The sequence below is a fragment of the Achromobacter sp. HNDS-1 genome (assembly GCF_040084795.1).
Classification (GTDB): Bacteria; Pseudomonadota; Gammaproteobacteria; order Burkholderiales; family Burkholderiaceae_B; genus Achromobacter; species Achromobacter ruhlandii.
The window spans coordinates 3,197,072-3,209,773 of the sequence record NZ_CP157584.1; the positions used below are offsets into that span (position 1 = coordinate 3,197,072).

The following is a 12,702-nucleotide window of genomic DNA, read 5'->3' on the forward strand; positions in this document are numbered from 1 at the left end:
TGGGGCGCCTGCCCAGCCCGTTGCCTACCCCTGCACGTCACTCGCCCAAGGTTCCGCCGTCAACCGTTCCGCAAGATACTCGATCAGCGCCTGCACCCGCGCCGGCCGCCGGCGCCCGGGCGGCGTGACGATGTGCAGCGCGATGGGGTCGACCCGCCAGTCGTCCATGGCGGTTTCCAGCGCGCCCGATTGCAGGTCTTCCCAGGCCAGGAATTCCGGTTGCAGCGCCAGGCCCAGGCCGGCCTGCAGCGCGGGTGACAGCGCCTCGGCGTTGTTGACGTTCAGCTGCACCGGCAGCGACTGCGAGAACTCGCCGTGCTTGTCGTGGCGGAAGCGCCAGCTCGAGCCGTTGCGCGCGTACATGTATTGCAGCGCGGTGTGCTGCGCCAGGTCGCGCGGATGCTTGGGCTTGCCGGCGCGTTTGAAGTAGCCGGGCGCGCCCACCAGCAGGATGCGCACCGAGCACAGCCGCCGCGCCAGCAGCGTCGAGTCCACCAGGTTGGAGATGCGCAGGGCCAGGTCGAAGCGCTCGGACACCAGGTCCGACTGCTTGTCGTTGAATTCGATCTCCAGGTCGACGTCGGGATGCGCCTGCATGAAGGGCGGCAGCATCGGCGCCAGGTGCGTGACGCCGAAGGACATGGGCGCGGCCAGGCGGATCTTGCCGCGCAGGCTGGTGGATTTCTCGGTGACCTCGGCCTCGACCGCCTCGCCCTCTTCCAGGATGCGGGCGGCGCGCTCCAGCGCCGCGTAGCCGGACTCCGTCAACGACATGCTGCGCGAGGTGCGGTGGAACAGCATGGTCTTCATCTTGGTCTCCAGACGGGTGATGGTCTTGGACACCGTGGCCTGGGACAGGGACAGTTCGGCCGCCGCCTTGGCGAACGAGCCCGTGTCGGCGACCTTGGCGAAGATCGCCCAGCCTTCCAGATCCGGCAGTTTGTTCATGATGATTCTCGCAAAGAAAGTGGCGTCGATGATAGCGGCTGGCTATGTGACGAACAAGAACGCCCGGGGAAGGCCGGGCCGGAAACGTCCGGGTCATGGGGATCATGCAAAAAATGGAAAGGATGCAATTCCCGGTTGCGGATTCTCAGGCGGAGGGCGGATCCCTAATATGCCCATACCGACAGACGACGTGAACGAAACCCCTCAAGCGGCATTCGGACACGGCGGCAGCGGGGCAAGCCGGAACGGTTTGCGCAGTGCCCGAATTCACCTAGCCGCATTTCCTTGAACGATTCCTTGAAAGAGAGAGCCACCATGTCCGCCAACAAGTACCTCGAAGTCCTGACCCCGCAAAACAGCCAGATCATCTTCATCGATCAGCAGCCGCAGATGGCCTTCGGCGTGCAGTCGATCGATCGCCAGACGCTCAAGAACAACGTGGTGGGCCTGGCCAAGGCCGCGCGCACCTTCAACATCCCGACCACCATCACCACGGTGGAAACCGACGGCTTCTCGGGCAACACCTTTCCCGAACTGCTGGCCGTGTTCCCCGAGAACAAGATCCTGGAACGCACCTCGATGAATTCGTGGGACGACCAGAACGTGCGCGATGCGCTGGCCGCCAACGGCCGCAAGAAGATCGTGGTGGCGGGCCTGTGGACTGAAGTCTGCAACACCACCTTCGCGCTGTGCGCCATGCTGGAAGGCGACTACGAGATCTACATGGTGGCCGACGCCTCGGGCGGCACCTCGGCCGACGCGCACAAGTACGCGATGGACCGCATGATCCAGGCCGGCGTGGTGCCGGTGACCTGGCAGCAGGTGATGCTGGAGTGGCAGCGCGACTGGGCCCGCAAGGAGACCTATGACGCCGTGACCGGCATCGCCAAGGAACACTCGGGCGCCTACGGCATGGGCATCGACTACGCCGTCACCCATGTGCACAAGCTGGCCGAGCGCGTGACGCACGGCGAACGCATCGGCCCCAACCCGGCCAAGTAAGCCGCCTGCCGGGCCGGCGGTGGCGCTGCCCCTCCGGCCCGGCGTGATTCCCTTTCGAACACGGCAGGCGGCATGATGAACGCCCCTGGCGACCCCCGAGCGATCCAGGAGCGTTCCATGCCGAACACCCCCCCTCATTCCCCGGGCAGCGGCTTCGCGCCGCTGCGCCAACCCGTCTTCGCCGTGCTGTGGGCGGCCGCGGTGCTGGGCAACGTCGGCAGCTTCATGCGCGACGTCGCCAGCTCCTGGCTGGTGACCGACCTGTCGGCCAGCCCGGCGGCGGTGGCGCTGATCCAGACGGCGGCGACGCTGCCGATCTTCCTGCTGGCGATTCCGGCCGGCGTGCTGTCGGACATCCTGGACCGCCGGCGCTTCCTGATCTTCGTGCAGTTGCTGCTGGCATCGGTCAGCGGCACGTTGCTGCTGCTGTCGCACTTTGGCGCGTTGACGGTGGACTACCTGATCGCCCTGACGTTCGTCGGCGGCATCGGCGCGGCGCTGATGGGGCCGACGTGGCAGTCGATCGTGCCGGAGCTGGTGCCGCGCGAGGACCTCAAGGGCGCCGTGGCGCTCAATTCCCTGGGCATCAACATCGCGCGCGCCATCGGTCCGGCGGCGGGCGGCCTGATCCTGGCCAGCTTCGGCGCGGCGGTGACCTACGGCATGGACGTATTGAGCTACGCGTTCGTGATTGCCGCCTTGCTGTGGTGGAAGCGCCCCGCCAAGGTCGACAGCGCCCTGTCGGAGAACTTCTTCGGCGCGTTCCGGGCCGGCCTGCGCTACACGCGGGCCAGCAAGGAACTGCATCGCGTGCTGCTGCGCGCCGCCGTGTTCTTCCTGTTCGCCAGCGCGGTCTGGGCCCTGCTGCCGCTGGTGGCGCGGCAGATGCTGGGCGGCTCCTCGGGCTTCTATGGCGTGCTGCTGGGCGCCGTGGGCGCGGGGGCCATCATCGGCGCGCTGGTCATGCCCAAGCTGGGCGCCAAGCTCAATGCGGACGGCCTGGTGCTGCTGGCCTCGGTCGTCAGCGCGGTGGTGATGGGCGTGCTGGTGTTCGCGCCGCCCAAGTGGCTGGCGGTGCTGATGCTGGTGCTGCTGGGCATGGGCTGGATCACGGCGCTGACCACGTTCAATGGCGTGGCCCAGGCGATCCTGCCCAACTGGGTGCGGGGCCGCGGCCTGGCGGTGTACCTGATGGTGTTCAACGGCGCGATGGCGGCGGGCAGCCTGGGCTGGGGCCTGGTCGCGCGGGAGATCGGCGTGCCGTATGCGCTGGTGGTGAGCGCGGTCGGCCTGGTGGCCGTGGCGCTGCTGTTTCACCGGGCGCGGCTGCCGGTGGGCGAGGCCGACCTGCAGGCGTCGAACCACTGGCCCGAGCCGCTGGTGTCCGCGCCGGTGGCCAATGACCGCGGTCCGGTGCTGATCCAGGTCGAATATCGCGTTCGGCAGGCGGATCGTCCCGCCTTCCTGGAAGCGATGCAGCGCCTGTCGCAGGAGCGACTGCGCGACGGCGCCTACGCCTGGGGCGTGGTCGAGCACACGGGCGATCCGGAGCGCGTGATGGAGTGGTTCTTCGTCGAGTCGTGGGCCGAGCATCTGCGCCAGCATCATCGCGTCTCGCACGCCGATGCCGACCTGCAAGCCGAAGCGCTGCGCTTTCACATCGGTCCCGACAAACCCGAAGTGCATCACTTCCTGGCGTTGAAACGCTGACCGCAACGCGCGGCACCCATTCCCCCGACCTGGAGTCTTGTCATGATCGAGCGCCGTCCCCTTACTACCCTGGGCCATGCCCGCCGTGGCTGGCTCGACGTGAAGCACCATTTCTCCTTTGCCAACTACCAGGATCCCGCGCGCATGCGCTGGGGGGCGCTACGCGCCTGGAACGACGAGACCATCGCGCCAGGCGCGGGCTTTGAACCGCTGCTGCACACGGATGTGGAAATCATTACCTGCGTGCGCGAAGGCGCGCTGACGCACGAGGATGACCTGGGCAACCGCGGCCGCACGCGTGCCGGCGACGTGCAGGTCATGAGCGCCGGCAGCGGCGTGACGCACGCCGAATTCAATATGGAAGGCGGCCCCGCGCGCGTGTTCCAGATCTGGCTGGAGCCGGACCGCCGCGGCGTGCCGCCTAGCTGGGGCCGCAAGTCGTTCGCCCGCGAGGCCTGCAACGGCCGCTTCGTCACGCTGGCCAGCGGCATCGAGGGTGACGACGACGCCCTGCCGATCCGCAGCGACGCGCGGCTGCTGGCCGTGGCGCTCAAGGCCGGCGAAGCCGCCACGTATCGCTTTGCGCACGGACGGCGCCGTGGCTACCTGGTGTCTTCCAAGGGACGGCTGACCATCAACGATGTCGAGATCGGCAGCGGCGACGGCGCCGCGATCCTGGACGAGACCGACGTGCGCATCACCGCGCTGGACGATGCCGAGCTGCTGTTGGCCGATACCCATGCATGACCCATCACACACACGAGGACGCACATGAAGATCTATCTACTTTCCCTGGGCGCCGGCCTGCTGGTCGGCGTGGTGTACAGCCTGCTGCAGGTGCGTTCGCCCGCGCCGCCGCTGGTGGCGCTGATCGGCCTGCTCGGCATCCTGGTCGGCGAGCAGATCGTGCCGGTAGGCAAGCAACTGCTCAACGGCACGGCGTTCGTTGCCGCCTGCGACAAGGAGAAGGCGGTCAGCCACGTATTCGGGCAACTGCCCGGCCGACAGGTGAAAGACAAGGACCATAGCTGATTCCCTTCCCGCACCAGAGGAGATAATCGTATGCCGACCCGCCGCGACCTTATCGGTGTTGCTTCCACGCTTGCTCTGAACAGCCTGTTGGGCGGATGTGCCACTGCCCGTTCCAAAGGAGAACCCCCCATGTCAAATGCCTCGAACGCCACTCCCGATGTCATCTTCCACAACGGCCGCATCACCACGCTGGACCGCGCCAAGCCGCTGGCCAGCGCCGTGGCCATCAAGGACGGCCGCTTCGTCGCCGTCGGCACCGACGCCGAGGTCATGGCGCTGGCCGGGCCCGCCACCCGGCGCGTCGACCTCAAGCAGCGCAGCGCCCTGCCCGGCCTGTTCGACAACCACACTCATGTGGTGCGCGGCGGCCTGAACTACAACATGGAACTGCGCTGGGACGGCGTGCGCTCGCTGGCCGACGCCATGGCGATGCTCAAGCGCCAGGTCGCCATCACGCCGGCGCCGCAATGGGTGCGGGTGGTGGGCGGTTTCACCGAGCACCAGTTCGCCGAGAAGCGCCTGCCCACGATCGAAGAAATCAACGCCATCGCGCCCGACACGCCGGTGTTCCTGCTGCACCTGTATGACCGCGCCCTGCTCAACGGCGCCGCGCTGCGCGCGGTGGGCTACACCAAGACCACGCCCAATCCGCCGGGCGGCGAGATCATCCGCGACGCGCAGGGCAACCCCACCGGGCTGCTGCTGGCCAAGCCGAATGCGACCATCCTGTACGCCACGCTGGCCAAGGGCCCCAAGCTGCCGTTCGACTACCAGGTCAATTCCACGCGCCATTTCATGCGCGAGCTGAACCGCCTGGGCGTGACCGGCGTGATCGACGCGGGCGGCGGTTTCCAGAACTACCCCGACGACTATGCCGTGATCCAGAAGCTGGCCGACGAAGGCCAGATGACGGTGCGGCTGGCCTACAACCTGTTCACGCAGAAACCCAAGCAGGAGAAGGAAGACTTCCTCAAGTGGACTTCGAGCGTGAAGTACAAGCAGGGCACCGACTACTTCCGCCACAACGGCGCCGGCGAAATGCTGGTGTTCTCGGCCGCCGACTTCGAGGACTTCCGCGTCGAGCGCCCGGACATGCCGCCGGAGATGGAAGGCGAGCTGGAGGAAGTGGTGCGCGTGCTGGTGCAGAACAAGTGGCCGTGGCGGCTGCATGCCACCTATGACGAGACCATTTCGCGCGCGCTGGACGTGTTCGAGAAGGTCAACCAGGACACGCCGCTGACCGGGCTGAACTGGTTCTTCGACCATGCCGAGACCATTTCCGACAAGTCGATCGACCGCATCGCCGCCCTGGGCGGCGGCATCGCCGTGCAGCACCGCATGGCCTATCAGGGCGAGTATTTCATCGAGCGCTACGGCGCGGCCGCGGCCGAGGCCACCCCGCCCATCGCCAAGATGCTGGATCGCGGCGTGAAGGTCTCGGCCGGCACCGACGCCACCCGGGTCGCGTCCTACAACCCTTGGGTGTCGCTGTCGTGGATGGTGACCGGCAAGACCGTGGGCGGCACGCGCCTCTATCCGGCGCGCAACTGCCTGGACCGCGAGACCGCGCTGCGCATGTGGACCGAGAACGTGGCCTGGTTCGCCAACGAGGAAGGCAAGCGCGGCCGCATTCAGCCGGGCCAGCTGGCCGACTTCATCGTGCCGAGCAAGGACTATTTCCGCTGCAGCGAGGACGAGATCTCGTTCCTGACCTCGGACCTGACGGTGGTCGGCGGCCGCGTGGTCTACGGCGCGGGCGAATTCGGGTCCGAGGACGACAACGCGCTGCCGCCGGCCATGCCGGACTGGTCGCCCACGCGCCTGTTCGGTGGCTATGCCGCCTGGGGCGACCCCGACGGCGCCGGCCGCAATTCGCTGGGCTACCGCAACATGGCGGCCTGCGCGTGCGCCAGCAGCTGCGGGCTGCATGGGCATGACCATGCCAAGGCCTGGGCCTCGAACGCGCCCAGTTCCGACCTCCAGGGCTTCTTCGGCGCGCTGGGTTGTTCCTGCTGGGCAGTCTGAGGAGGCCGGCCATGAACGCGACCTTTCAATGGGAGCGGCGGCTGGCCAGCCTGGCCCGGCCGCTGTTCGGCTCCTCCGCCGTGCGGTTCCTGGCCTACCTGGGCCTGTGCGCCGCGTACCTGCAGGGCGGGCTGGTCAAGCTGACCGACTTTCCCGGCGCGCTGGCGGAGATGGCGCATTTCGGGCTGGCGCCCGGGCCGTTGTTCGCGGTGCTGGTGATCGCGCTGGAACTGGCGGCCTCCGCCATGATCCTGAGCGGCCGCCTGCGCTGGCTGGGAGCGCTGGCGCTGGCTGTCTTCACGCTGGTGGCCACGGGCATTGCGCTGCGCTACTGGGAGATGCCGGTCGGCCAGGAACGCTTCATGGCCGCCAATGCGTTCTATGAGCACCTGGGGCTGGCGGGGGGATTGTTGCTGGTGGCGTGGCTGGATCTGCGCGAGCCGCGCCCGGACGGCGCGACCGCCTGACGGCGGGACGCCGCGGGCAAAAAAAGGCCCCGATTCCGGGGCCTTGTCGTTTCCAGGCGAGGGGGGCCGCTGCCCTCACCGCCCCGGCCGCGCCTTCAGGTCCGCCATTTCCTCCTGCATCAGCTGGTGCGCATAGCGCGAGAACACGCTCACCAGCCGGGTACGGGTATGGTACGGCGGGTACAGCAGCGCCACCGTGACCGGCACCGCCGGGCTGAAGGGGCGGACCTCGACGCCGTTGGCTTCGTATTCCTCGCGCGCCGCCAGCGGGTTGATCAGCGCCACGCCCAGGCCGGCGCCGACCAGCGCACAGACCGACGAGCCCAGCCCGGCCTCGGCCACCGTCTGGCGCTCGACCTTGGCGGCCTTGAAGACCGCGTCGATCTTCTCCCGCAGCGGCGTGGCGCTGGGGAAGGCGATGAAGGGTTCGCCGGCGAAGTCGGCGGGCTTGAGCTTTTTCAGCTTGGTCAGCCGGTGGCCCTTGGGCAGCACCGCCACGCAGTTCATGGTCAGCACCGGTTCAACCTGGATGCCGGGGCTGTCGCCCGACAGCATGGCCAGGCCGGTGTCGCAGAAACCCGAGCTGATCCAGTTGTGCACGGCGCTGGCGTTGCCGGAGTGGATCGAGACCATGACGTCCGGGTATTCGGTCTTGAAGGCGGCCACGATGCGCGCCAGCAGGCCGCCGGCCAGGCGCGGCATGGCGGCCACGCTCAGGCGGCTGGCGCTGAACGAGCGGATGCTGGCCGCCGCCGATTCCAGGCCGGCCAGGCCAATGAAGGTCTTTTCCACCTCTTGAAAGAAGCGCGAGCCGTCCTGGGTGGGGGTCAGGCGGCTGCCATTGCGGTCGAACAGGGGAAACTGGGTGATTGCTTCCAATTGCGCGATTAAGCGGCTAACGTGCGGCTGCGAGGTGTGCACTCGTCGCGCCGCCGCCGTCATGGATCCGGTCATCATGACAGCACGGAAAGCCTCGATGTGTCGCAAGCCCATTCGTGTAATGGCCATATCAAATCCGTATAGAGGAATACCCGATTGGAACTGGATAAAACCATAACGCTAGTTGATACTTTTTGCCAGCCGCGGGGCTCATCGCGGGACGCGGCGGTTCGCATGCAATCCGGCACCGCTGTTCGTGAACATAAACACGCGCCGCACGACCGGCGCCAAGGGAATACGATGAAAGCATTTGCCGCGATTTCGGTCGCCGCCGCCCTGTTCGGCAGCGCCGCCGCCCACGCCGAAGGCCCCAGCCGCCTGGACAAGATCCGCGACACCGGCGTGATCACCATCGGCCACCCCGAGACCTCGGTGCCGTTCGCCTACCTGGACGGCAACCAGAAGCCGATCGGCTATACCGTCGAGATCTGCCAGGAAATCGCCCAGCACATCAAGACCGCGCTGAAACTGCCCAAGCTGGACGTGCGCTACAACCCGACCACGTCCGCCACCCGTATCCCGCTGCTGGCCAACGGCACCATCGACCTGGAATGCGGCAACACCACCAACAACCTCGAACGCCACAAGCTGGTGTCGTTCGCGCCCACCACGTTCGTGGCGCAGGTGGTGCTGGTGGCGCGCAAGGACGGCGGCGTCGATCCCAACAACCTGGCGTCGTTCCGCGGCAAGACCATCGCCGCGCAGGCCGGCGGCCAGACCTTCAAGCTGATCTCGCGCCTGAACGCCGAGGGCAACCTGGGCATCAGCATGGCGCCCACCAAGGATACGGCGGAAACGCTGCTGATGGTGGAATCCGGACGCGCCGCCGGGTCGGCCAACGATGACGGCATCGCCTATGGCGTGGTGGCCTCGTCCAAGAACCCGGACGCTTTCGTGATCGGCACCAAGGGCCTGGAACTGGCGCCCTACGGCATCATGCAGCCCAAGGACGATCCGGCCTTCAAGAAGGTGGTGGACGACGCCGTGCTGGACCTGATCAAGACCGGCCGCGTCGCCGCGATCTACGACAAGTACTTCAACTCGCCGATCCCGCCCAAGCAGATCAACCTGAAGTACCCGATGAGCGACGCGCTCAAGCGCGCGCTGGCGCATCCGACCGACTCCGGCGACCCCAAGGCCTACGAGTAAGCCGGCCCGCCGCGGCGGCCCTGTCATGGGCGCCGCGGCGCCGCGCGACCCGGGGCGCCGCCCGCCGGCGCCCTCTTCTTTGGTTGTCCACAGGTCCTGAAGCATGAATTACAACTGGAACTGGAGCATCTTCCTGGAGATGTCGCCCGACGGCGTGCATACCTTCCTGGAGACGATCCTGATCGGCGTGGGCTGGACCCTGGCGCTGGCCCTGACGGCGTGGGTGTTCTCGCTGTTGCTGGGGTCGTGCCTGGGCGTGATGCGCACCGCCTCGTCGCGCCTGGCCAATGCCGTCGGCGCGACCTATGTCGAGATTTTCCGCAACGTGCCGCTGCTGGTGCAGATGTTCCTGTGGTACTTCGTGCTGCCCGAGCTGCTGCCGCACGCCTGGGGGCTGGCCATGAAGCAGATGCCGCAGCCCTGGGGGCAATTCCTGCCGGCGGTGCTGTGCCTGGGCTTCTACGGTTCGGCGCGCGTGGCCGAGCAGCTGCGCGCCGGCATCCAGTCGCTGCCGCGCGGCCAGTTCCAGGCGGGCACGGCGCTGGGGCTGACCGAGACGCAGGTGTACCGCTACATCATCCTGCCCGAGGCCTATCGCATCGTGCTGCCGCCCCTGACCTCGGAGTTCATGGGCACGATCAAGTATTCGTCGGTGGCGCTGACCATCGGCCTGCTGGAACTGACCGGCCAGACCCGCTCGATGGCCGAGTTCAGCTTCCATATCTTCGAGGCCTTCACGGCCGCGACCGTGATCTACCTGATCCTGAACGGCATCGTGGTCCTGGGCATGCGCCTGCTTGAACGCCATGTGGCGGTTCCCGGCCTGATCGGCGCGGCGGCCAAGAACGGGCGCTAGGAATCGACATGGGCAAATTCGATTTCGACGTCATCGGCAGCGCGCTGCCGTACCTGTTCCAGACCGGCATGACCTTCACGCTGACCCTGACGCTGCTGGCGGCGGTGATGGGGCTGGCGCTGGGCACGGTGCTGGCCATGATGCGGCTGTCGCGCTTCCGGATCCTGTCGGTGCCGGCGGGCATCTACGTGAACGTGATGCGTTCGGTGCCGCTGCTGCTGGTGATCTTCTGGTTCTACTTCCTGGTGCCCTATATCGCCGCCTGGATCGTGGGTTCGCCCACGCCGCTGCGGGTGGGAGCGTTCAATTCGGCGGTGGTCACGTTCACGCTGTTCGAGGCCGCGTACTTCTGCGAGATCATGCGCGCCGGCATCCAGTCGATCGCGCGCGGCCAGGTCTCGGCCAGCATGGCGCTGGGCCTGAACCACTGGCAGGGCATGCGCTACGTGATCCTGCCGCAGGCCATCCGCAACATGGTGCCGGCGCTGCTGACGCGGGTCATCATCCTGTTCCAGGACACCTCGCTGGTGTACGTGCTGTCGCTGACCGACTTCCTGGGCGCGGCGTCCAAGATCGGCCAGCGCGACGGCCGGCTGGTGGAACTCTATCTCTTCGTGGCGGTGGTGTATTTCGTGATCTGCTTCACGGCATCCCGTCTGGTCAAACGGCTGGAAAAGCGCGTGCGGGTGCTGCGCTAGGCGCCCAGGTTATCCACAGGTCCAACGATGCAACTCTCTTCGAAACCCCCGATGATCGAGATCAAGCAGGTCAGCAAGTGGTATGGCGACTTCCAGGTGCTGGATGACTGCTCCACCACCGTTGGCCGGGGCGAGGTCGTGGTGGTGTGCGGCCCGTCCGGGTCGGGCAAGTCGACCCTGATCAAGACCGTCAACGCGCTCGAACCCTTCCAGAAGGGCGACATCGTGGTCAACGGCATCCATGTGGGCGATCCACGCACCGACCTGCCCAAGCTGCGTTCGGTGGCCGGCATGGTGTTCCAGCACTTCGAGCTGTTCCCGCACCTGTCGGTGACCGAGAACCTGTGCCTGGGCCAGCTCAAGGTGCTCAAGCGCGGCAAGGACGAGGCCCGCGCCCGCGCGCTGGCGCTGCTGGAGCGGGTCGGCCTGTCGGCGCACAAGGACAAGCATCCGGGCGAGCTGTCCGGCGGCCAGCAGCAGCGCGTGGCGATCGCCCGCGCCCTGTCGATGGATCCGGTGGTGATGCTGTTCGACGAGCCGACCTCGGCGCTGGATCCGGAGATGGTCAACGAAGTGCTGGACGTGATGACCGACCTGGCCGGCGAAGGCATGACGATGATGGTGGTGACCCATGAAATGGGGTTCGCCCGCCGCGTGGCCGACCGTGTGATTTTCATGGACGGCGGCAAGATCGTCGAAGACTGCCCGAAGACGGCCTTCTTCGACGATGTCGAGGCGCGCGCGCCGCGCACGCGCCAATTTCTTTCCAAAATTCTGCAGCACTGATTGTTATGACCCAGCGGATTTCCGTCGACTCCTCCAGCGCACTCGTCGACCTGCGCAGCGACACGGTGACCCACCCCACCGCCGCCATGTACGAGCGCATGCGCACCGCCCCGATCGGTGACGACGGGCTCGATGGCGACCCCAGCGTGCGCGCGTTGGAGGCCCACGTTGCCGCGCGCCTGGGCAAGGAAGCCGGGCTGTTCGTGCCCAGCTGCACCATGGCGAACCTGCTGGCGGTGCTGGCGCAGAGCCAGCGCAACGAGCAGGTGGTGCTGGAATCGGCCGCGCACATGTATACGTCCGAGCGCGGCGCCGCCACTTTCACCGGGCTGTTCTACCAGGGCGTGACGGGCACCGATGGTGCCATGGACCTGAACCGCCTGGAAGACGCGCTGCAGTCCGGCGGCCACAAGCTCAAGACCGCGCTGGTGGCGATGGAGACTTCGCACAACAACGCTGGCGGCACGGTGCTGCCGCTGGAACACATGCAGGCGGTCCATGGCATGGCGCAGGACTGCGGCGTGCCGGTGCACCTGGACGGGGCGCGCCTGTTCAACGCCGCGGTGGCGCTGGGCGTGGCGCCGGCCGAGATCACGCGCCATGCCGACACGGTGTCGCTGTGCCTGTCCAAGGGCCTGAGCGCGCCGGTGGGCGCGGTGCTGACCGGCGCGCGGCCGGTGATGGCGCGCGCCCGCATGCTGCGCCGCATGCTTGGCGGCACGCAGCGCCAGGCCGGCATCATGGCCGCGGCCGGGCTGGAAGGCGTGCAGACCATGGGCGACCGCCTGGTCGAGGACCACGCGCGCGCGCGCCGCCTGAGCGATGGCCTGAACCGGCTCGATCCGTCCTTGTCGGCCACGGTGCCGCAGACCAACATCGTCCAGGTCGAGACCGCCGACACGGGCATGACCAATGCGCACTGGGTCACGGCGCTGGAAGGCGCGGGCCTGCTGACGCGGCCGTGGGGCCGCACGCGCCTGCGCTGCGTGACGCACCGCCATATCGACGACGAGGACATCGACCGCGCCATCGAGGCCTTCAAAAAGGTGCTGGCAAGCCGCTGAATCGGCGTTTTTCGGGGGCGGGCGAT

13 protein-coding genes are annotated in these 12,702 nt (G+C 67.3%); 11 read left to right on the forward strand and 2 right to left on the reverse strand.

Annotated elements, in window-relative coordinates; all coding sequences use genetic code 11:
- Nucleotides 1–24: 24 nt before the first annotated feature.
- A complete protein-coding gene (locus ABFG95_RS14875) occupies nucleotides 25–948 on the reverse strand; it encodes a LysR family transcriptional regulator (RefSeq protein ID WP_175183279.1) in 924 nt (307 codons plus the stop codon).
- Nucleotides 949–1,263: 315 nt separating this feature from the next.
- Here ABFG95_RS14875 and ABFG95_RS14880 point away from each other — a divergent pair, with 315 nt between their 5' ends.
- From ABFG95_RS14880 to ABFG95_RS14905, 6 genes are all read left to right on the forward strand, one after another.
- Entirely contained in the window at nucleotides 1,264–1,950 is a 687-nt protein-coding gene (locus tag ABFG95_RS14880; protein WP_047992354.1) for a hydrolase, read from the forward strand.
- A gap of 117 nt (nucleotides 1,951–2,067) precedes the next feature.
- A complete protein-coding gene (locus ABFG95_RS14885) occupies nucleotides 2,068–3,660 on the forward strand; it encodes an MFS transporter (RefSeq protein WP_063569790.1) in 1,593 nt (530 codons plus the stop codon).
- A gap of 42 nt (nucleotides 3,661–3,702) precedes the next feature.
- Nucleotides 3,703–4,407, forward strand: a complete 705-nt coding sequence (locus ABFG95_RS14890) for a pirin family protein (RefSeq protein WP_063580918.1) — start codon at nucleotides 3,703–3,705, stop codon at nucleotides 4,405–4,407.
- A gap of 24 nt (nucleotides 4,408–4,431) precedes the next feature.
- The gene (locus tag ABFG95_RS14895; RefSeq protein WP_049070330.1) at nucleotides 4,432–4,692 is read left to right on the forward strand and encodes a XapX domain-containing protein; all 261 of its coding nucleotides are present in this window, start codon (nucleotides 4,432–4,434) and stop codon (nucleotides 4,690–4,692) included.
- 129 nt (nucleotides 4,693–4,821) lie between these two features.
- Nucleotides 4,822–6,717 carry an amidohydrolase gene (locus tag ABFG95_RS14900; protein ID WP_348994714.1) on the forward strand — a complete coding sequence of 632 codons (1,896 nt, stop codon included), beginning with the start codon at nucleotides 4,822–4,824 and terminating at the stop codon, nucleotides 6,715–6,717.
- Nucleotides 6,718–6,728: 11 nt separating this feature from the next.
- Nucleotides 6,729–7,184 carry a DoxX family protein gene (locus ABFG95_RS14905; protein ID WP_348994715.1) on the forward strand — a complete coding sequence of 152 codons (456 nt, stop codon included), beginning with the start codon at nucleotides 6,729–6,731 and terminating at the stop codon, nucleotides 7,182–7,184.
- Between the two features lie 75 nt (nucleotides 7,185–7,259).
- On the opposite strand, the gene ABFG95_RS14910 is transcribed toward ABFG95_RS14905, so the two are convergent.
- Nucleotides 7,260–8,192: a LysR substrate-binding domain-containing protein gene (locus tag ABFG95_RS14910; RefSeq protein ID WP_006389526.1), complete on the reverse strand. Its 933-nt coding sequence runs from the start codon at nucleotides 8,190–8,192 to the stop codon at nucleotides 7,260–7,262.
- Nucleotides 8,193–8,363: 171 nt separating this feature from the next.
- Here ABFG95_RS14910 and ABFG95_RS14915 point away from each other — a divergent pair, with 171 nt between their 5' ends.
- The 5 genes from ABFG95_RS14915 to ABFG95_RS14935 all read left to right on the forward strand — a co-directional run bounded on the left by ABFG95_RS14915 (nucleotide 8,364) and on the right by ABFG95_RS14935 (nucleotide 12,676).
- Nucleotides 8,364–9,272 carry an amino acid ABC transporter substrate-binding protein gene (locus ABFG95_RS14915; RefSeq protein ID WP_049070333.1) on the forward strand — a complete coding sequence of 303 codons (909 nt, stop codon included), beginning with the start codon at nucleotides 8,364–8,366 and terminating at the stop codon, nucleotides 9,270–9,272.
- 103 nt (nucleotides 9,273–9,375) lie between these two features.
- Nucleotides 9,376–10,128 carry an amino acid ABC transporter permease gene (locus tag ABFG95_RS14920; RefSeq protein WP_049070335.1) on the forward strand — a complete coding sequence of 251 codons (753 nt, stop codon included), beginning with the start codon at nucleotides 9,376–9,378 and terminating at the stop codon, nucleotides 10,126–10,128.
- A gap of 8 nt (nucleotides 10,129–10,136) precedes the next feature.
- Nucleotides 10,137–10,826, forward strand: coding sequence for an ABC transporter permease subunit (locus ABFG95_RS14925; RefSeq protein ID WP_054442481.1), 690 nt, complete (start codon nucleotides 10,137–10,139; stop codon nucleotides 10,824–10,826).
- 51 nt (nucleotides 10,827–10,877) lie between these two features.
- Nucleotides 10,878–11,612 carry an amino acid ABC transporter ATP-binding protein gene (locus tag ABFG95_RS14930; protein ID WP_049070339.1) on the forward strand — a complete coding sequence of 245 codons (735 nt, stop codon included), beginning with the start codon at nucleotides 10,878–10,880 and terminating at the stop codon, nucleotides 11,610–11,612.
- A 5-nt stretch (nucleotides 11,613–11,617) separates the two neighbouring features.
- On the forward strand, nucleotides 11,618–12,676 hold the full coding sequence (locus tag ABFG95_RS14935) for a GntG family PLP-dependent aldolase (protein ID WP_175146026.1): 1,059 nt from the start codon (nucleotides 11,618–11,620) through the stop codon (nucleotides 12,674–12,676).
- Nucleotides 12,677–12,702 lie beyond the last annotated feature (26 nt).

Excerpts from the sequence above, each read along its gene's own strand:
- ABFG95_RS14910 (WP_006389526.1), bottom strand. The coding sequence starts at position 8,192 with ATGGCCATTACACGAATGGGCTTGCGACACATCGAGGCTTTCCGTGCT.
- ABFG95_RS14915 (WP_049070333.1), top strand. The coding sequence starts at position 8,364 with ATGAAAGCATTTGCCGCGATTTCGGTCGCCGCCGCCCTGTTCGGCAGC.
- ABFG95_RS14885 (WP_063569790.1), top strand. The coding sequence starts at position 2,068 with ATGCCGAACACCCCCCCTCATTCCCCGGGCAGCGGCTTCGCGCCGCTG.
- ABFG95_RS14925 (WP_054442481.1), top strand. The coding sequence starts at position 10,137 with ATGGGCAAATTCGATTTCGACGTCATCGGCAGCGCGCTGCCGTACCTG.
- ABFG95_RS14880 (WP_047992354.1), top strand. The coding sequence starts at position 1,264 with ATGTCCGCCAACAAGTACCTCGAAGTCCTGACCCCGCAAAACAGCCAG.
- ABFG95_RS14900 (WP_348994714.1), top strand. The coding sequence starts at position 4,822 with ATGTCAAATGCCTCGAACGCCACTCCCGATGTCATCTTCCACAACGGC.
- ABFG95_RS14930 (WP_049070339.1), top strand. The coding sequence starts at position 10,878 with ATGATCGAGATCAAGCAGGTCAGCAAGTGGTATGGCGACTTCCAGGTG.
- ABFG95_RS14875 (WP_175183279.1), bottom strand. The coding sequence starts at position 948 with ATGAACAAACTGCCGGATCTGGAAGGCTGGGCGATCTTCGCCAAGGTC.
- ABFG95_RS14920 (WP_049070335.1), top strand. The coding sequence starts at position 9,376 with ATGAATTACAACTGGAACTGGAGCATCTTCCTGGAGATGTCGCCCGAC.
- ABFG95_RS14905 (WP_348994715.1), top strand. The coding sequence starts at position 6,729 with ATGAACGCGACCTTTCAATGGGAGCGGCGGCTGGCCAGCCTGGCCCGG.
- ABFG95_RS14895 (WP_049070330.1), top strand. The coding sequence starts at position 4,432 with ATGAAGATCTATCTACTTTCCCTGGGCGCCGGCCTGCTGGTCGGCGTG.
- ABFG95_RS14935 (WP_175146026.1), top strand. The coding sequence starts at position 11,618 with ATGACCCAGCGGATTTCCGTCGACTCCTCCAGCGCACTCGTCGACCTG.
- ABFG95_RS14890 (WP_063580918.1), top strand. The coding sequence starts at position 3,703 with ATGATCGAGCGCCGTCCCCTTACTACCCTGGGCCATGCCCGCCGTGGC.